A 16,852-nucleotide genomic window follows, 5' to 3' on the forward strand; every position below is an offset into this window, starting at 1 on the left:
AACGGGCGGCGCCATGCAAATGCGGCCACCGGCGCGCTGGTGAACTCCTTGTGACGTCCGTGCCAATCGGGGGGCACGACGACGCCCCGTCACCGGGCGGGGACGGGGCGGGGCGGGGGCGGTCAGCCGCCGTAGCGGCGGTGACGTGCGGCGTAGTCGCGCAGGGCGCGCAGGAAGTCGACCTTCCGGAAGGCCGGCCAGAAGACTTCGCAGAAGTAGTACTCGGAGTGAGCGGTCTGCCAGAGCATGAATCCGGACAGCCGCTGTTCGCCGCTGGTGCGGATCACCAGGTCCGGGTCGGGCTGGGCGCCGGTGTAGAGGTGACGGCCGATCATGTCGACGTCGACGGACTCGGCGAGGTCCTCCATCGACAGGCCCCGGTCGTGCGCCTCGTGCAGCATGGAACGCACGGCGTCGGCGATCTCCTGCCGGCCGCCGTAGCCGATGGCCACGTTGACGAGTATGCCGTCGGTGTGGGCCGTGGTCTCCTCGGCCTCCTTCAGCGTGCGCTGCATGCCGGCGGGCAGCAGGTCCATCGCGCCGACGTGGTGCACCCGCCAGCGGCCGTCGGCGGCGAGGGTGCGCACGACGTCCTCGATGATGCCGAGCAGGGGGACCAGTTCCGCCTGCGGCCGTTCGAAGTTGTCGGTGGACAGCAGCCACAGCGTGACCACCTCGACGTCGGTCTCGGAGCACCAGCCGAGGAACTCCGTGATCTTGTCGGCGCCGGCCCGGTGCCCGTGCTCGGTGCTGGAGCCGGACGCCTTCGCCCAGCGGCGGTTGCCGTCCACGATGACGCCGATGTGCTTGGGCACCTGGCTGTGATCCAGGTGACCTTCCACCCGGCGTGCGTAGAGCCTGACGAGCAGACCGCGCAGCTTGTCGCGCAGGTTCACGTGACCCTCCGGGGGTTGGGCGCGGGGTAGGGGGGTGCCGGAGCCTTGGGGGTGCCGGGGCCGTCGAGCCTACCGCTGCCGGAGGCTCGGTCCGGCCCGGGGCTTGGCCACGCGGCGGCGGTGCGCGCCGCCGGGGGCCGCGCCCCTCCGGGGGGACGCCGGGCCGGGGCCGGCCGGTTCCGGAACCCCGCCGTCCTCCCGTACGAAAAAAACGGGCCGGTCCGTGGGGGGGAGACGGACCGGCCCGAGGGGGGGTTTCCACCATAACCCTTCGTAAGGGATGGTGGGTGCATCGGCGTGCCACAACTACTCTCCGGAATCGCCCGGCGACGCCGAGGGGACCACGGAATACGGTATTCAGGGTGGTTGCACGGGCGATTCACAGCGGAATCCCAGGAGAATCCGGTCGGACGCGAAGGGATTCGCAAGGATTAGGCCGTCTTGGGGGATTCATCGGGCGGGCGCCCCGGATCCCTCCGATGGGCGACCCGGCCGGCGAACGGTGGACTTGACCGTTCCGCTACGGCGTCCCGGCCGGGGCCCGGCCGCGCCCCGGCGAAAGCCCCGGATGGTTCCACGGCACCGCGCGGCCCCCTCCGCCGCGCGCCGCCGGCCGCGCGGCTTTGCCGACGCGAATTACCTTGGTCTGAACTTATGTGACCGGTGGGGCCCCTGTGAACCAGGGGTCGATAACAATGCGGAAACCCGGTGTCGTCAGCGTTCCGGCTTGCGCGCGTCGAAGAGGTGCCGGGCGCTGTGCGCGACGAACGGCCCCTCCTTCCCGATGCGCTCGTGCAGCGCGCGCAGCCGTGGCTCGTACGCCTCGACCGTGAAGCCCGGGACCATCCAGACGACCTTGCGCAGGAAGTGGACGACGGCGGCGATGTCGTGGAACTCCATCCGCAGCCGCTCGGCGCGCAGGCCGGCCACCTCCAGGCCCGCCGCCTCGGCGTCGGCGCGCTCCCGCTCGGGGTCGCGGGCGCGGCGGACCTCCTCCGGCTGGGGCCCGAGGAAGTACTCGACCAGCTCGAAGACGCTGGCGGGCCCCACGTGCTGGGCGAAGTACGTCCCGCCGGGCCGCAGCACCCGGGCGATCTCCGTCCAGTGGGGGCGGACCGGATGCCGGCTGAGCACCAGGTCGAACGCCTCGTCCGCGAAGGGCAGCGGCGCGTCGTCCGGGGCGGCGACCACGACGACGCCGCGCGGCCGCAGCAGGGCGGTGGCCTTGGCCGCGTTCGGCGGCCAGCCCTCGGTCGCCGCCACGAGCAGCGGCCGGGCCGGCTCCGCCCGCCCCAGCGCGAAGTCCAGCACCTCCCCGCCGCCGGTCTGGACGTCGAGCACGGCACCGGCCCCGGCCAGCCGCTCCCCGGCCGACCGGGCGTACCCCCACGACGGCCGCGCCTCGTCGGCCCGCCCCTCGAACCACGAGAAGTCCCACCCCTCGGTGGGCACGGCGACGCCCTCGGCCACGAGATCTTCGAAGGAACGCTCGGCACTCATACGGCCATGCTCCCAGCGGAGCGACACGCGGGCCCGCGGTTTTCCCGCGACGGGCGGCCTCGGCCGAGGCCGCCCGGCCCCGGCCCGGTGATCACGGGGACACGGCGAACGCGCCACGGGCCGCCCGGGCGGTCCCGGCGGTCCGGGCGGTCCGGGCGGTCCGGGAAGCCGGCGCCCGACCGGTGGCTGGCCTCCCGGGCGGCGGGTCCCTGGGGGGGCCGGGAGTGCCGACGGGCCGGCTGCCCGCGATCGGAGCCGCCAGGGGCCGGGTGGGCTGGTGCCCGCGTCCTCGGCTGCGGTCGTCGGCGGACCAGCGGGGCGACCCGCTCCGCCGTGAGGCGCACGAAGCCCTCCGGGTCGGGTGCGTCGGCCGTCGGCCGGAGCACGACGGCGTCCGCGCCGGCCACGGCCAGGCGCCCCGTACCGCCTCGGCCACCCCGCCCTCCGGGAAGCAGTCCTCCCCCGGCCACAGTCCGCCGGGTCCCGACTCGTCCGCGCCGCGGGCCGCGGCCCGGAGCCGCTCGGGTGGGAGCCGGGGACGGAACAGGGCACCGCGTCCTGTCATGGTGGCCTTCCCGGTGGGGAGGACGGGAAAGGACGACGCGATTCACGGGCGGCGGCTGACGGCCGCGGAAGGGGAGGGTGGGGCATGGGGCGCTGGCGGGACGGGCGGGGGCGGCTGACCGTGCGGACGGACGCCGGGGAGGGGACGGCCGTCTCCGTTCCGCTGGAGATCTCGGCCTCCTACCGGGCCCGGACGAGGGGTCTGCTGGGCCGGGACGCGGTGGACGGGGCGATGCTGCTGTCGCCGGCGAGCGGGGTGCACACGTTCGGGATGCGGATCCCGATCGACGTGGCCTACCTGGACCGCCGCCTCACCGTGATCGCCGTCCGCACGATGCCCCCGGGCCGCCTGGGCCTGCCGCGCCCGCGGGCCCGGCACGTGCTGGAGGCGGCGGCCGGGGCGATGGCGGGGTGGGGGGTGCGGACGGGCGTACGGGTGGAGGTGGACGTGGCGGCGGAGGGGTAGCCGGTGGTCACCGCTCGGTGCGCGGGAAGGACACCTCGACCCGGCGGTTCTTCTTGCGGCCCGCCTCGGTGGAGTTGTCGGCGATCGGGTACTGCTCGCCGTAGCCGCGGACGTCGAAGGTGATGGACGGGGTGTTCAGGACCCGGTCCAGCACGGCCTGTACGGCGTCGGCGCGCCGCCGGGAGAGGGCGACGCCGTGGGTGGTGGTGCCGAGGCTGTCGGTGAAGCCGAAGACGCGGACCCGCGTGGCGTGCTGGGCCCGGATCTCCTCGGCGATGGAGGCGATGCGGGTCCCCGCCTCGTCGCCGACCGTGGCGCTGTCCTTGCCGAACAGCACCTCGGCCTGGAGCGCGAAGGTCACGTCGGCGTTGGTGTCCTCCCGCCGCTCGTCCCCGCTCTGCTCCTCCACGACCAGCTTGATGTCCAGCACCTTCGCCTCGGCGAGCGTGGCGCCCTCCGGGAGCCTGAGGTCGGGGTCGGTGGGGTCGACGTCGACGGGCGCGGCGGCGGTGGGTTCGGTGAGGGGGGGTTCGCCGGGTCCGGTGCCGCCGGCGGCGGCCGGGGCGGCGGGCAGGTTCAGGACGCACAGCAGCAGGACGCCGAGGAGGGCGAGGCGGGGTGTGGTGGTCACCGCGGGCCTCACCCGGAGACCTTGATGCCGGCGGAGGTGAACGTCGGCAGCTGGAAGTCCACTTCGGTCACGTCGGCCGGGGGCGCCGGGAACTGCATGAAGACGGCGAGGGTGGCGCCGGACTTGAGGGTCGTGAAGCCGGTCGTGGTCAGCGGCCGGCCCTCGGTGTCCCGCAGCACGTAGTACCGCTTCTTGCCCTTCGGGTCGACCAGCGTGGCCCCGCCCAGCGACCTGCCGTTCTTGATGATCTCGGTCTCGTTGCCGCTCAGCGCGGAGGGGATGACGGCGGTCCGGCCCCCGTCGTTCTTCAGCGTGCCGTTGACCGTCACGAAGCCGCCCGCGTCGCGCTCGGCCGAGGTCACCTGCAGCAGCAGGCCGTCCGACCCGCGCAGCTCGGCCAGCGGCCGGCCGGGGTCGTCCTCCTGGGTGCTCGGGCCCGGGTCGCCGGCCGTGGAGGCGGACGCCGGTCCGCGTGGCTTGTCCTGGCCGCCTCCGCCTCCCCCGCAGCCGGCCGCACCGGCGGCCACAGCGGCCGCCACGGTCAGGGCGGCCAGTCCTCTGCGGGCCTTCGCAGTGAACCGCATGCTCATCACTGTCGCTTCCTTCGTCATCGGTCGTTCGCCGGGGAGTCGGCCAGGTGGACGTCGAAGAGGTCCTCGGGCCCCGGCAGCTCCGTGGTGTCGTCCGGCTCGGGATGCCAGACCTTGTCCTCGCAGGTGAGCGCGGGCGGCGGGGTGTCCTCGGGCGGGTCGGTGCCGTCCTTCGGCGGCGCGGTGCCGTCCTCGGGCGGCGCGGTCCCCTCCCCCGGCGGTCCGGGCGGTCCGGGCGGTCCGGGCACGTCCTCGGGGGGCGTGCAGAGCGGTTCGATGACGGCCCTGGCGTGCGCCGTCGCGTGCACGTTCTCGGTGCCGGGCACGACGGAGTCGCCCACGGACTCGTTCGCCCGGGTGTCGACGACATAGCTCAGCGGCGAGTCGAAGGCGCAGCGCACCGTCGTCGCGTCGTTCCGCGCGGCGAGCTGGTCGGCGCGCCAGCAGGAGTCGTCGGCTCCCGCCCCGTCGAAGATGGCCTGCCAGCTCCCCGGGTCGTCCAGGTTCGCCCGCCACAGGCCGGCGAGCTGGTCGCGGGTCTCCTGCGCCGCCGCCAGGGCCGCCGCGTCCGCCGCCGTCTGGGCGCCGCCGCGGTTCACGGCCGCCTGCCCGACCGCGAGGTACGCCAACGCGAGAAAGAGCAGGCCCGCCACCACCGTGAGGTAGATGGGGAAGGCCTGCCCCGTGTCGTGCCGTAGGGAGATCAGCCGCCGGTGACCTCGGCGATCTTGTTGGTGATCGCGTCGTAGATGGACTGGCCGATGCTCGTGCCGGTGATCGCCAGGACGATCGCGACGACCACCGCGATGATGCCGAGGTACTCCACCGCGGTCTGTCCCCGGTCGCCGCGCGCGGCACGGGTCTGCAGATACGCGACGGTGGTGCGGAACCATTTGCTCACGGTCTTCCCCTCCAGCTTCGCCTCCGGTCCGGGCACCGTACGGCCGCTCGCGCCCGCCCCCGAAGGGCCCCAGGGCCCAACCGCGGACCCATTCGCTCCGCCGCGCCGCCACCTCAGGCCACCCCCAGCCACTTCGCGGTCGCCTGGGACCTGGTCGTGCTCTGGAGCTTGGCGAAGATGCGGTTGATGTGGTTCTTGACCGTCTTCTCGCTGATGAAGCAGGCGGCGGCGATCTGCTGGTTGGTCATGCCGGACGCGATGAGGTCCATGATCTCCGCCTCCCTCGTACTCAGCCGGAACCGCGAGCGGAACGACTGTCCCACAGTTGATTGCAATCGCGAAAGAGACACGGCATCGGAAACTGCCGTCATATCAACGGAGTTGGCGTCGGCATGTGCAGGTGCATCGGGAAGGAGGGCCGACAGTAACGCCCTCGTCGCCCCGGGGGTGACGTGCGGACGGCCCTCCCGCACGTCGCGTACCGCCCGGATCAGCTGCTCCGTGGTGAACTCGCCGTGCACCAGGTATCCCCCCGCCCCCAGCCGCAGCGCCTCCCGCACGGTCTCCGTCTCGTGGCTGTAGGTGAGCATCATGACGGGGGCCAGCCGCACCAGGTGGGGCAACGCCGAGATCCCGTCCACGCCGGGCATGCGGACGTCGAGCAGGATGACGTCCGGCCGGTGCCGCAGCGCCGCCTCGTACGCCTCGCGGCCGTCCCCCGCCTGCGCCACCACCGTGGTCCCGGTGCCGTCCGAGAGCAGGGCCGCGAGGCCGGCCCGGACCACGGGGTTGTCGTCGGCGATCAGCAGCCGCAGCGGCGGGGCGGCCGGGGCCGGCGGCGGGAAGCCGGGCAGGGGTCTCATGGTGCCTCCTCTCAGGGGGTGCCGGGCGCCTGGGGCGCGCGCCCGGACAGGGGGGTGCCTGGCGGGTGGGCCCGGGTCCCGGGCAGGGGGATGTCGAGGCGTACCTCCGTGCCCCGGGCGTGCGTGCCCCGGCCGACCCGGATGCGGGCGCCCGCCTGCGCGGCCCGTTCGACCATGCCGAGCAGCCCGAAGTGCCCGCACTCGCGCAGCCGCTCCAGGGTGGTGCCGGGCGGCAGGCCGGTGCCGTCGTCGTGGAGGGCGAGGCTGAGCAGGCGTCCCTCGACCGACGCCCGTACGTCCACCCGCGCGGCGGACGCGTGGCGGTGGGCGTTCTCCAGGGCCTCGGTGACGATGGCGAGGACGTGCCGGGCCACCGGCGCGGGCGGCGGCGGGAAGGGGGCGGGGTCGTCCGCCGGCCAGTGGCAGACGACCTCCAGGCCCGTGCGCCGGGCGAACTCCCCGGCCCGGCAGGCGAGGCCCGGCCAGAACGGGACCTCCCGCGGCGGGTCCCGGCGCAGGTCCGCCAGCAGTTCCCGGGACTCCGCCGCCGCCCGGCGCGCCGAGCGGGACACCAGCTCCGCCTGCTGCCGGACCCGGTCGGGATCCGGGGCGCCGGCCGAGGCGGTCGCGGCCAGTCCGTCCGCCGCCAGGGCCACGCCGTACAGGGTCTTGGCCACGGAGTCGTGCATCTCCCTGGCCAGCCGGGCGCGTTCGGCGCTGACCGCCTCCGCCGCCGCCAGCCGGGACCGGGTCTCGGCGAGGGCCTGGGTCGCGGTGCCGAAGCGGAGCATCAGGTTGCGCAGGGTCGAGCCCATGGCGCCGGCGACGACGCACAGGCCGGGCAGCAGCAGGGCCTGGGCGACGGGCTCGGGCCGGCCGGCCTTCAGGGCGGTGTGGACCAGCAGCAGGATCAGGGCCTGGAGCGAGGCGAAGCAGGCCGCGCCGCGCCAGCCGTAGACCAGGCCGGCCAGCAGCGGGGTGCAGACACCGACGTAGGCCAGGGTGGTGTCCGGGCCCGCCGAGACCAGGAGGAAGGCGCCGAAGAGGGTGTCGGCGGCCAGGAGGGCGGGGTGCCGCAGCAGGAGGGGACCGAAGCGCTCCCAGTCCCGGAAGAGGACGTAGGACACCATGACGGTGACGACCACGGCCGTGCCGGCCAGGCGGACGCCCAGGCCGGGGGCGGCGTGCAGCAGGGCCGCGGGGGCGGCTACGACGATCATGGCGAGCCGGAACCCGAAGACCTGCCGGCACATCGCCTGAAGCGCGCTGACCTGGAGCTTCTCGGAAGGCTCGGCCGACGGGGCGACGCCGCGCGCCGCTTGGCGCGCCCCGCGCCGGGGCCATGCCCGGCGGCGCCCGCCGTCCGTCTCGGCCCGGCGCACCCCGCGCCCGGGCCACGCCCGGCCCGTCCCGCGCAACCGCTCCAGGAACCGCACCCCCCTGCCCGTCGCCCCCATCGCCGTCATGCCCGTCCTCACTTCCCGGTGAGGGAGCCGAAGTCCACGCCGGAGCCGAGCAGCAGGCCCGCGCCGAGCAGGAGCATCGTCGCCGGGACCATGAACGTGGTGATCATCAGCGTGGCCTTGGGCACCGCGCGCGCGGCCTTGCGGCGGGCGTTCTGGGCGTCGGTGCGGCGCATGTCCTTGGCCAGGGAGACCAGGGTGTCCACGATGGGCGCGCCCAGCTCCTCGCCCTGCTGCAACGCCGTCACGAACATCGCCACCTGCTCGGAGTCGTTGCGCCGGCGCAGCTCCGCGAAGGCCTCGCGGCGGCTCATGCCGAGGTCCATCTGGCGCAGGGTGATGCGCAGTTCGTCGGCCCAGGGGCCCTCGTAGCGGGCGGCGACCCGGTCCAGCGCCTGCCGGAAGCCGAGGCCCGCGCTGACCACCACGGCGAGCACGTCCAGGAAGTCGGGCAGGGTGCGTTCGATGACGTGTCTGCGGACCCGGATCGCCGACCAGAGGCCGACCTCGGTCCACAGCGCCCCGAAGGCGAGCAGGAGCAGCGCCACGAACCACTGGCCGCGCAGCAGGAAGACCAGGAAGCCGACGCCGCCCAGCGCGCCGTAGACCGCGCGGCGGGCCGCGTAGCGGTCGATGGTCAGGCCGCCGGGGTTGCCGGCGAGGTCGATCCTGCGGCGGTAGCGGGCGACGAGCCGGGGGCCCATCAGGCGCAGCACCAGCGGTGCCCAGCGCATGCCGAGGCGGTCGACGACCGAGCCGACCGCGCCGGTGCGGGTGGCGCCGACCTCCAGGGCGACGGCGAGGTCGGCGGGGAGCCGGGCGTCGGCGCGGTACATGCGCAGGCCGGCGAAGACGCCCCAGACACCGGCGCCCATCAGCAGGGCGAGCAGGAACTCCACGGGTCACCTCCCTCAGACGTCGATGCGGCTCAGCCGGCGGATCAGGACGAAGCCGACGGCGTACATGACGAACGCGACGATCACGCAGACCTGGCCGGCCGGGGAACCGGTCATGCGGTCGAGCGCGCCGTCCTTGACGCCGTTCATCAGGAACAACGCGCCGACCCCGAGGACGGGCACGGCATAGGAGGTCATGGTCACCTGGGAGAGCTGGGTGCGGATCTCGCGCCGGGTCTCCTTGCGCTCCTCCAGGGTCTCGGTCAGGTTGCGCAGCGCCGAGACCACCTGCCCGCCCGCCCGGTTGGACAGCACCAGGGTCGTGACCAGCACGACGAGTTCCCGGGAGGGCAGCCGGCCGGCCAGTTCGCCGAGGGCGTCGTCCAGGGAGTGGCCGACGGCCAGCTGGTCGGCGACCTTGGCCAGTTCCTCGCCGGCCGGGGCCTCCAGTTCCTCCGCGGCCATGCCGATCGCGGTGCGCAGGGCGAGCCCGGCGTGGGTGGCGTTGGCGAGGATGCGGGCCAGCTCGGGGAGTTGGCCGATGAAGCGTTCGATGCGCTTGCGGTGCTGCCAGCCGAGGAACTGGAAGGCCGCCCAGACGCCGAGGAGTCCGGCGAGCGGGCCGAAGAAGGGCGCCAGGGTGGCCTGGCCGATCAGCCAGAGCGCGGCGACGGCGGCGAGCACGGCGGCGGTGAACTCGCCCGGGGTGACGTCCAGGCCGGTCGCCGCGAGGCGCCGCTCCAGCCGGCGCCCGGCCCGGGTGCGGCGCAGCCGCCGGTCCAGGGCGCCGAAGCGGCGCCTGCGGCCGGTGGCGGGCGGCGCCCCGGTGAGCGCGAGGCGGTCCACGAGGGCGGCGCGCCGGGCGCGGCCGGAGGCGTGGGCGTGCACGCCGGCCACCGCCAGGACGCAGGCCAGCAGGGTGACGCCGGTGGTGAGCTGGGCGAGGGTGCTCGGATCCATGGTCGGGGTCCTACCTGGCCTCTCGGGTGGCGAGCTGGTCGGCGGAGCGGGCCACGCCGAAGGCCTGCGGGAGGGGCTGGCTCGCCATGTAGAGGCGGTCGGCGGTGCGGCGCGGGAGCGGGAAGTGGCGGAAGGCGCCGTGGACGCGGCCGTCCGGGGTCATCGGGCGGGCCTCGAAGCGGGCGGCGGTGGCCAGCCGGTAGGGCTCCCCGCCGTGGCTGTCGAGCAGTGCGATCTCGGTGATGCGGCGGGCGCCGTCGGCGAACCGGGTGAGCTGGACGAGGACGTCGACGGCGCTGTTGATCTGGTCGTGCAGGGCGATGAAGGGGACCTCGACGTCGGACATCGAGGCGAGGGTCTGCAGCCGGGTGAGGGCGTCCTCGGCGCTGTTGGCGTGCACGGTGGCCAGTGAGCCGTCGTGGCCGGTGGACATGGCCTGGAGCATGTCCAGGGACTCGCCGCCGCGGACCTCGCCGACGACGATCCGGTCGGGCCGCATGCGCAGCGAGTTGCGGACCAGGTCGCGGATGGTGACCTGGCCCTTGCCCTCGACGTTCGGCGGGCGGGACTCCAGGCGGACCACGTGGGTCTGCTGGAGCTGGAGTTCGGCGGAGTCCTCGATGGTGATGATCCGCTCGTGCGGCGGGATCAGCCCGGACAGGGCGTTCAGCAGGGTCGTCTTGCCGGTGCCGGTGGCGCCCGAGACGATGATGTTGAACTTGGCCTGCACGAGGGCGGCCAGCAGGTACACCATGGGCTCGTCCAGCGAGCCGAGGCCGATCAGCTCCTGGAGGGTGAAGGAGCGCGGGAAGCGGCGGATGGTGAGCACCGGGCCGGTCAGGGACAGCGGCGGGATGATGACGTTGACGCGCTCGCCGGACGGCAGCCGGGCGTCCACCATCGGGTTGGACTCGTCCACCCGGCGGTTGACCGTCGACACGATCCGCTCGATGGTCTGCATGAGCTGGTCGGCGGAGACGAACCGCAGGGGCAGCTGTTCGACCCGGCCGCCGCGCTCCACGAAGATCGCGTCGGGGCCGTTCACCATGATCTCGGTGATGGACGCGTCCTCCAGCAGCGGTTCCAGGATGCCGAGGCCGAGCGCCTCGTCGACCACCCGGCGGATCAGCTGGGCCCGTTCGACGGTGGACAGGACCGGTCCCTCGCGGCTGATGATGTGCCCGAGCACGCGCTCCAGGCGGGCCCGGCGCTCGGCGGCGGCCAGCGCGCTCATCTCCGCGAGGTCGATCTCCTCCAGCAGCTTGGCCCGGTAGGAGGCGACCAGGTGTCCGTCCTCGCCCCGGCTGCCGTGTTCCTCCGGTGCGCTGATGCGTGCCCGCAGGCTCATGGGTCTGCCCCTCCTCGGTCAGTGGTCGAGCGGCATGGTGGCGGACTTGGTGGCGTCGCCGAGGTCCCACACCAGGGCGGGTATGCGCACGGTGGCGGTGACGGTCACCGCGTCGTCCCCTCCGGCGGCCGAACAGGACACCTCCAGCACGCCGCTCACCGCGTCGGCGCACGCCTGGGCGTAGGACTGGTCGAGGGACGCGGCCCTGGCCCCGGCGCGGGCCGCCGTACCGGCCTGTTCGGCGGCGTAGGCGACGGCGCCGAGCTGGACGCCGGCCAGCCCGACGATCAGCAGGAGGGGGACGAACCCCAGGTATTCGAGGGCGACCTGGCCGCGGTCGCGCTGTCGGCGCTCCGGCATCTCAGCGCTTCACCTCCTCGACGGCTCCGGCGTGGCCGTGCACGGTGGCGGGGAAGGAGATCAGGCCCGGGAAGAGGACCGGGACCTTGAGGGAGACGTCGGCCGTGACGTAGCCGGACGCGTCGCACCGCACCGCCGCGTCCGCCCGCCAGGCCCCCGACAGGTGTGCCAGCCCCGCCTCGGCGCACGCGGCCTGCCGCGCGCCGCCCCGGGGGGCCGCCGTGCCCGCCCGCACCGCCTCGTCGGCGGCGTTCCCGGCGAGCGTGAAGGTGTAGCCCACCAGCACGGCCTGCCACATCAGCACCAGCGTCAGGAGGATGAGCGGGGTCATCCCGAGCAACTCGACGCTGACCTGTCCCCGGTCCCCGTCCGGCCTTCTCATGGCACCGCTCATTCCTTCCGCCGCCGGAAGCCCACCGCCGCCCGGCCGGCTCCGCGATGGGTGGGCTGTTCGGCCGCCTTGGCCAGTCCGAGTTCCGCCGCGAGCGCCCACAGGGCCTGCTTCACCGTGCTCCTGCCGTCGAGTTCGTGGAGCCGTCCGGCGTCCACCACGGCCTGCAGTTCCCTGAAGCCCGCCGGTACGGCGGTCCGGGCCAGCGCGGTGCCGGTGATGCGCTGCACCAGCGCGGGCTGGATCTCCGCACCGCGCGTGTGCCGGTTGACGACGACCGTGGTCTCCTCGGCCTTGCGGATCTGGAGCCGGTCCCACATCCGTACGGCGCGTTTGGCGGCGCGTACGGCGATCACGTCGGGGGTGGTGACCAGCAGCGCGGTGTCGGCCATCTCGACGGCCGCCGCGCCGGCCCCGCCGAGCTGGGCGCCGCAGTCCACGACGACGACCTCGTAGCGGGCGCGCAGGGCGCCGACGAGCTGGCGGGCGGCGCGGTCGGTGACCTCCTCGCCGCGTTCGCCCTCGGCGGGGGCGAGCAGCAGGGCGAGGCCGGTGTCGTGGCGGAAGACGGCGTCGGCGAGGACGCGGGGGGAGATGTCGGTGATGGCGGCGAGGTCGGCCACCGACCGGCGGAACTGGATGTCCAGGTAGGAGGCGATGTCGCCGCTCTGCAGGTCGAGGTCGGCCAGCGCGGTGGCGCGGCCGGAGGCCTGGGCGGCCAGGGCCAGCTGGATCGCGGTGAGCGTGGCGCCGACGCCTCCCTTGGCCCCGCTGACCGTGACGACGGTGCCCCCGGCCCCGGCCGGCGCCTCGGCCCCGTGCCCGAGGTGCCGCCGCACCCCGGCCGACCACTGGGCGACGGCCTGGACCCGGCCGGCCAGTTCCTCGTACGACAGCGGGAGCCCGACCAGGCCGCGGGCGCCGGAGTCCATGGCGGCGGCGAACAGGCCGGGGCTGGCGTCGCTGGTGACGAGGACGACGCCGGCGGCCGGGAAGCGCAGGGCGACCTCGCGGATCAGCTCCAGGGCCGGGACTGGGCCGATGCGTTCGTGGACGACGACCACCTCGGGCAGTTCCCCGACCGACTCGGCGGCCAGCCGGGCGAGGGTGTCCACCAGCTGGGTGGAGTCGGTGACCGGGGGCTGTGGTTCGGCGTCGGGGAGCTGGCTGAGCAGGGTGGTGAGGGAGCGGACGGCGTCCGGGTCCGCGCCGGCCGCAAGGATCCTGGTGGGCATGGCCGCCTCTCACTTGTCCGTCGCGAGTTCGTAGGTGCGGTCCCGGTCGGGGACGGCGGTCTCGCTGCCGGGGGCCACGAGCGCGAGCCGGACGCGCTGGGCGAAGGACTCGGCGTAGGTGATGCGCTGGGCGTCCAGGGTGGACAGCGCGAAGGTGATGGGGACGGCGTCGGTGGGCCGCCGGCGGCCGTCGTCGTCGGGGTCGAGGACGGTGATCCGGCCGACGTCGAGGACCCGGGCGTCGGTCACGATGATCTTCGACTGGTCCGGGTCGCCCTCCTTGGGCCCCTCGAAGGTGGCGTAGACGTTGACCCGGGAGCCGGGGGTGATCTTGCCGGCCACGCCGGTCGCCGCGTCGACCATGATGGCGACCTCCTGCTGGCCGGGCCGGAGGGCGGGCCGGTCGACGATCATGTCGGTCTGGAGCAGGGAGCCCGCGCGCAGGGTGGTCACGGCGATCTTGCCGCGGATCTGCCCGAGGTCGGTGACGGCGTTGCCGGACAGCCACCGACTGGGCATCTCGATCTTCTCGAACTGGCCGGCGTCCAGGGTGGTGTACGGCTTGACCTCGGACCTGACCCGGTAGGCCGTGGTCTCGGGCCCGACCTTGGAGTTCACGTCGTGGATGACGGAGAGCACGCCGGCGAACGCGCCCAGGGCGCACAGGGCCGACAGGATCAGCAGTATCACGCCGCGGCGCTGACGGGAGTTCATGGACCGTGCAACCTCATTGGGGGAATCGGTCGAGCGGGACGGGTCGGGTGCGCGGGGGTCAGGCGGGCGTGCGGGGTTCCAGGGCGCGGGGCGGGGCGGGGGCGGGCGGGGCGGCGCCGCAGAAGACGCAGCGGTCGCCTATGACGTCGAGGCCGCACCAGTGACACGTGGTCTGCCGTACGGAGGCGACGAGTTGGTACAGGACGGACAGGTCGGCGAGGTAGCCGCAGAACTCGACCAGGCGGCCGGTCCCCCACCACACCGCGGACTCGGCGGGCAGCGGGGCCTCGCGCAGCCCGTGCACGCCCCACCGGGCGCCGAGCGCGGTGACCCACTCGCCGTGCGGCTGGCCCTTGGCGACCAGCATCCAGGTGCCGAACTCGGGTCCCCTCAGGGTGGCTTCTGGGCCGACCCGGACCAGCTGCGGTTCGGGGTGGGCGAGGACGGCGAACTGGCTGCCGGGCACCCAGGACCTGGCGTGCGCCTTCAGGCCGACCGGGACCCGGTCCAGCCGGGCGACGGAGCCGAGGACGGCGCCGGCGTGGATGTAGTGGGCGAGCAGCCGGCCGGCGGAGGCGAGCACGCCCGGGCTGAGGTCGCAGGAGGCGAGCTGGCGCAACTGCCGGGCCAGGACGGCGACGCCGAGCGGGGGCAGGCCGGGCCGGAAGAGGGCGACGCGGTCGCTCTCCAGCAGCGCGCGCAGGGTGTGCAGCCGCCGGACGACCGGCTCGGGGGTGGCCTCGGAACAGACGACGACCACGTATCCGTGCTGCTCGACGAGTTCTTGGAGGCCGGTGAGCCCCTCGTCCAGCGGACCGCTCTCGAGGCCGGTCAGCACGACGGCGGGCACGGTCCGCTCGTCCTGCGCCGGCAGCGCCATGTCGGCGCTGGTCACGGCAATGGCTGTTGGCACGCAGCTCTCCGCTCTTCACACCCGTCGGCCCACCGGGATCACTCCGGTGCGCCAGGACGACTTCATTGCGTGACTACCCGAGCACTGTATCCACGGCCGTATGGCCGGAGAACAGCGTGCGGGAAGCCGGTGGGGAACTCTCCCGCCGCAAGCCCCGCCAAACCAGGACAGGTTGAACCGCCGCCGCAGAACCGTTTTGGTCTGGACCTCTTGACACCCCGATTGGTCTGGACCAACTTGTAGGGCGAGCGGTGGCCACCGTCCTCTCTTTCCTCTCCCCTCCTCCCTCCCCGCCCACTCCCCACCGGAGGCTCCAGTGGACCGCGCACCAGGCATACCCAGACCCACCGGACGGCGCATCGCGACGTGGTCCGCCGCCACCGCCCTGGCCCTCTCGGTCGCGGGCCTCGCCGCGGCCACGCCCGCCTCAGCGGCCGACGTCAACAACGTGAAGAACGCGGGCTACGAGTCGGGCCTCGCCAACTGGACGTGTACGGCGGGCAGCGGCGCGACGGTCACCTCCCCCGTGCACGGCGGCACCGGCGCCCTGAAGGCGACCCCGGCCGGCCAGGACACCGCCAAGTGCTCCCAGGCCGTCGCGGTCAAGCCCAACTCGACGTACACGCTGAGCGCGTGGGTCCAGGGCGGCTACTCCTACCTGGGCGTCACGGGCACGGGCACCACGGACGTCTCCACGTGGACCCCCGACACGCCTTCCTGGAAGCAGCTCCAGACGACGTTCACGACCGGCTCCTCCACCACCTCGGTCACGGTCTACACGCACGGCTGGTACGGCCAGGCGGCCTACTACGCCGACGACATCTCCGTCTTCGGCCCCGACGGCGGCGGTGGCGGCGAACCGGCCCCCACGGTCCCGGCGGCCCCCTCCGGCCTCTCCGTGGCCGGTACGACCTCGTCCTCGGTCTCCCTGTCCTGGTCGGCGGTGACCGGCGCGACGGGCTACAACGTCTACCGCGACGGCACGAAGGTCACGGCGGTGTCGGGCACGTCGGCGACGGTGTCCGGCCTCACGGCCTCGACGGCGTACTCGTTCCAGGTCACGGCCACCAACGCGGCCGGCGAGTCGGCGAAGTCGGCGACGGTGACCGGCACGACGACCTCCGGTCCGGGCGGCGGGGGCGGCGGCTCGCTGCCCAAGCACGCGGTGACCGGCTACTGGCAGAACTTCAACAACGGCGCGACCGTGCAGAAGCTGTCGGACGTCCCCGCCGCCTACGACATCATCGCGGTGTCCTTCGCGGACGCCACGTCCACGCCGGGAGCCGTGACCTTCAACCTGGACTCGGCCGGCCTCGGCGGATACACGGTCGACCAGTTCAAGGCGGACCTCAAGGCCAAGCAGGCGGCCGGCAAGAAGGTCATCATCTCGGTCGGCGGCGAGAAGGGCTCGGTGTCGGTCAGCGACGCGAACTCGGCCGCCAACTTCGCGAACTCCGTGTACGGCCTGATGCAGACGTACGGCTTCGACGGCGTCGACATCGACCTGGAGAACGGCCTGAACGCGACGTACATGACGCAGGCCCTGCGGTCGCTGTCCGCGAAGGCGGGCCCGTCCCTGATCATCACCATGGCCCCGCAGACGATCGACATGCAGTCGACGTCGAACTCGTACTTCCAGACGGCCCTGAACGTCAAGGACATCCTGACGGTCGTCAACATGCAGTACTACAACAGCGGTTCCATGCTGGGCTGTGACGGCAAGGTCTACAGCCAGGGCACGGTCGACTTCCTCACCGCGCTGGCCTGCATCCAGCTGGAAGGCGGCCTGTCCCCGTCGCAGGTCGGCCTCGGCCTGCCGGCCTCCACCCGCGCGGCGGGCGGCGGCTACGTCTCCCCGGCGGTCGTCAACAACGCCCTGGACTGCCTGACGAAGGCCGCCAACTGCGGCACCTTCAAGCCGTCCAAGACCTACCCCGACCTGCGCGGCGCGATGACCTGGTCCACCAACTGGGACGCGGCCTCGGGCAACGCCTGGTCCAACGGCGTGGGAGCCCACGTCCACGCCCTCCCGTAACCGACCCCGTCCCCACCCCGGCGCCCGGACCACCCCACGGTCCGGGCGCCGTCGCGTATGCCCCGGGTGGCCGGTCCGGATCGCTCGGGCGGTTACCGGGTTAGACCTGCCGCCGGACGGGGTGTG

General features: G+C 73.9%; 18 protein-coding genes. 2 read left to right on the plus strand and 16 right to left on the minus strand.

Annotation, left to right across the window (positions count from 1 at the left end; all coding sequences use genetic code 11):
- Positions 1 to 122: 122 nt before the first annotated feature.
- Together ACZ63H_RS23295 and ACZ63H_RS23300 are read right to left on the minus strand one after the other, a co-directional pair.
- Positions 123 to 896 carry an isoprenyl transferase gene (locus ACZ63H_RS23295; RefSeq protein WP_469867926.1) on the minus strand — a complete coding sequence of 258 codons (774 nt, stop codon included), beginning with the start codon at positions 894 to 896 and terminating at the stop codon, positions 123 to 125.
- Positions 897 to 1,610: 714 nt separating this feature from the next.
- Positions 1,611 to 2,396, minus strand: a complete 786-nt coding sequence (locus tag ACZ63H_RS23300; RefSeq protein ID WP_469867928.1) for a methyltransferase domain-containing protein — start codon at positions 2,394 to 2,396, stop codon at positions 1,611 to 1,613.
- A gap of 649 nt (positions 2,397 to 3,045) precedes the next feature.
- Between ACZ63H_RS23300 and ACZ63H_RS23305 the strand changes: the two genes are divergently transcribed.
- Positions 3,046 to 3,426: a DUF192 domain-containing protein gene (locus tag ACZ63H_RS23305; protein WP_469867930.1), complete on the plus strand. Its 381-nt coding sequence runs from the start codon at positions 3,046 to 3,048 to the stop codon at positions 3,424 to 3,426.
- A gap of 7 nt (positions 3,427 to 3,433) precedes the next feature.
- On the opposite strand, the gene ACZ63H_RS23310 is transcribed toward ACZ63H_RS23305, so the two are convergent.
- The 14 genes from ACZ63H_RS23310 to ACZ63H_RS23375 form a co-directional block, all read right to left on the minus strand.
- Positions 3,434 to 4,057: an OmpA family protein gene (locus ACZ63H_RS23310; RefSeq protein ID WP_469867932.1), complete on the minus strand. Its 624-nt coding sequence runs from the start codon at positions 4,055 to 4,057 to the stop codon at positions 3,434 to 3,436.
- 8 nt (positions 4,058 to 4,065) lie between these two features.
- Positions 4,066 to 4,647: a hypothetical protein gene (locus ACZ63H_RS23315; RefSeq protein WP_469867934.1), complete on the minus strand. Its 582-nt coding sequence runs from the start codon at positions 4,645 to 4,647 to the stop codon at positions 4,066 to 4,068.
- 17 nt (positions 4,648 to 4,664) lie between these two features.
- A complete protein-coding gene (locus tag ACZ63H_RS23320) occupies positions 4,665 to 5,354 on the minus strand; it encodes a pilus assembly protein TadG-related protein (protein ID WP_469868051.1) in 690 nt (229 codons plus the stop codon).
- The gene (locus tag ACZ63H_RS23325; protein WP_318201671.1) at positions 5,351 to 5,548 is read right to left on the minus strand and encodes a Flp family type IVb pilin; all 198 of its coding nucleotides are present in this window, start codon (positions 5,546 to 5,548) and stop codon (positions 5,351 to 5,353) included. Before ACZ63H_RS23325 ends, ACZ63H_RS23320 begins: the two co-directional genes overlap by 4 nt.
- A gap of 113 nt (positions 5,549 to 5,661) precedes the next feature.
- Positions 5,662 to 6,411, minus strand: coding sequence for a response regulator (locus ACZ63H_RS23330; RefSeq protein ID WP_469867936.1), 750 nt, complete (start codon positions 6,409 to 6,411; stop codon positions 5,662 to 5,664).
- Between the two features lie 11 nt (positions 6,412 to 6,422).
- A complete protein-coding gene (locus ACZ63H_RS23335; RefSeq protein WP_469867938.1) occupies positions 6,423 to 7,877 on the minus strand; it encodes a sensor histidine kinase in 1,455 nt (484 codons plus the stop codon).
- 8 nt (positions 7,878 to 7,885) lie between these two features.
- On the minus strand, positions 7,886 to 8,773 hold the full coding sequence (locus ACZ63H_RS23340) for a DUF5936 domain-containing protein (protein ID WP_469867940.1): 888 nt from the start codon (positions 8,771 to 8,773) through the stop codon (positions 7,886 to 7,888).
- A gap of 12 nt (positions 8,774 to 8,785) precedes the next feature.
- Positions 8,786 to 9,730: a type II secretion system F family protein gene (locus ACZ63H_RS23345; protein WP_469867942.1), complete on the minus strand. Its 945-nt coding sequence runs from the start codon at positions 9,728 to 9,730 to the stop codon at positions 8,786 to 8,788.
- Between the two features lie 10 nt (positions 9,731 to 9,740).
- Positions 9,741 to 11,078 carry a CpaF family protein gene (locus ACZ63H_RS23350; protein ID WP_469867944.1) on the minus strand — a complete coding sequence of 446 codons (1,338 nt, stop codon included), beginning with the start codon at positions 11,076 to 11,078 and terminating at the stop codon, positions 9,741 to 9,743.
- 18 nt (positions 11,079 to 11,096) lie between these two features.
- Positions 11,097 to 11,438, minus strand: coding sequence for a TadE/TadG family type IV pilus assembly protein (locus ACZ63H_RS23355; RefSeq protein ID WP_469867946.1), 342 nt, complete (start codon positions 11,436 to 11,438; stop codon positions 11,097 to 11,099).
- Between the two features lies 1 nt (position 11,439).
- A complete protein-coding gene (locus tag ACZ63H_RS23360) occupies positions 11,440 to 11,820 on the minus strand; it encodes a pilus assembly protein (RefSeq protein ID WP_467933211.1) in 381 nt (126 codons plus the stop codon).
- 8 nt (positions 11,821 to 11,828) lie between these two features.
- Positions 11,829 to 13,064 carry an AAA family ATPase gene (locus tag ACZ63H_RS23365; RefSeq protein WP_469867948.1) on the minus strand — a complete coding sequence of 412 codons (1,236 nt, stop codon included), beginning with the start codon at positions 13,062 to 13,064 and terminating at the stop codon, positions 11,829 to 11,831.
- Positions 13,065 to 13,073: 9 nt separating this feature from the next.
- Positions 13,074 to 13,778: a Flp pilus assembly protein CpaB gene (gene cpaB, locus ACZ63H_RS23370; protein WP_469867950.1), complete on the minus strand. Its 705-nt coding sequence runs from the start codon at positions 13,776 to 13,778 to the stop codon at positions 13,074 to 13,076.
- A gap of 58 nt (positions 13,779 to 13,836) precedes the next feature.
- A complete protein-coding gene (locus ACZ63H_RS23375; RefSeq protein WP_469868053.1) occupies positions 13,837 to 14,658 on the minus strand; it encodes a hypothetical protein in 822 nt (273 codons plus the stop codon).
- Positions 14,659 to 15,007: 349 nt separating this feature from the next.
- Between ACZ63H_RS23375 and ACZ63H_RS23380 the strand changes: the two genes are divergently transcribed.
- A complete protein-coding gene (locus ACZ63H_RS23380; protein ID WP_469867952.1) occupies positions 15,008 to 16,726 on the plus strand; it encodes a chitinase in 1,719 nt (572 codons plus the stop codon).
- Positions 16,727 to 16,852: the final 126 nt, after the last annotated feature.

The organism is Streptomyces sp. NPDC104831, assembly GCF_055583025.1.

Excerpts from the sequence above, each read along its gene's own strand:
- ACZ63H_RS23365 (WP_469867948.1), bottom strand. The coding sequence starts at position 13,064 with ATGCCCACCAGGATCCTTGCGGCCGGCGCGGACCCGGACGCCGTCCGC.
- ACZ63H_RS23355 (WP_469867946.1), bottom strand. The coding sequence starts at position 11,438 with ATGCCGGAGCGCCGACAGCGCGACCGCGGCCAGGTCGCCCTCGAATAC.
- ACZ63H_RS23305 (WP_469867930.1), top strand. The coding sequence starts at position 3,046 with ATGGGGCGCTGGCGGGACGGGCGGGGGCGGCTGACCGTGCGGACGGAC.
- ACZ63H_RS23375 (WP_469868053.1), bottom strand. The coding sequence starts at position 14,658 with ATGGCGCTGCCGGCGCAGGACGAGCGGACCGTGCCCGCCGTCGTGCTG.
- ACZ63H_RS23345 (WP_469867942.1), bottom strand. The coding sequence starts at position 9,730 with ATGGATCCGAGCACCCTCGCCCAGCTCACCACCGGCGTCACCCTGCTG.
- ACZ63H_RS23315 (WP_469867934.1), bottom strand. The coding sequence starts at position 4,647 with ATGAGCATGCGGTTCACTGCGAAGGCCCGCAGAGGACTGGCCGCCCTG.
- ACZ63H_RS23360 (WP_467933211.1), bottom strand. The coding sequence starts at position 11,820 with ATGAGAAGGCCGGACGGGGACCGGGGACAGGTCAGCGTCGAGTTGCTC.
- cpaB (WP_469867950.1), bottom strand. The coding sequence starts at position 13,778 with ATGAACTCCCGTCAGCGCCGCGGCGTGATACTGCTGATCCTGTCGGCC.
- ACZ63H_RS23335 (WP_469867938.1), bottom strand. The coding sequence starts at position 7,877 with ATGACGGCGATGGGGGCGACGGGCAGGGGGGTGCGGTTCCTGGAGCGG.
- ACZ63H_RS23350 (WP_469867944.1), bottom strand. The coding sequence starts at position 11,078 with ATGAGCCTGCGGGCACGCATCAGCGCACCGGAGGAACACGGCAGCCGG.
- ACZ63H_RS23330 (WP_469867936.1), bottom strand. The coding sequence starts at position 6,411 with ATGAGACCCCTGCCCGGCTTCCCGCCGCCGGCCCCGGCCGCCCCGCCG.
- ACZ63H_RS23300 (WP_469867928.1), bottom strand. The coding sequence starts at position 2,396 with ATGAGTGCCGAGCGTTCCTTCGAAGATCTCGTGGCCGAGGGCGTCGCC.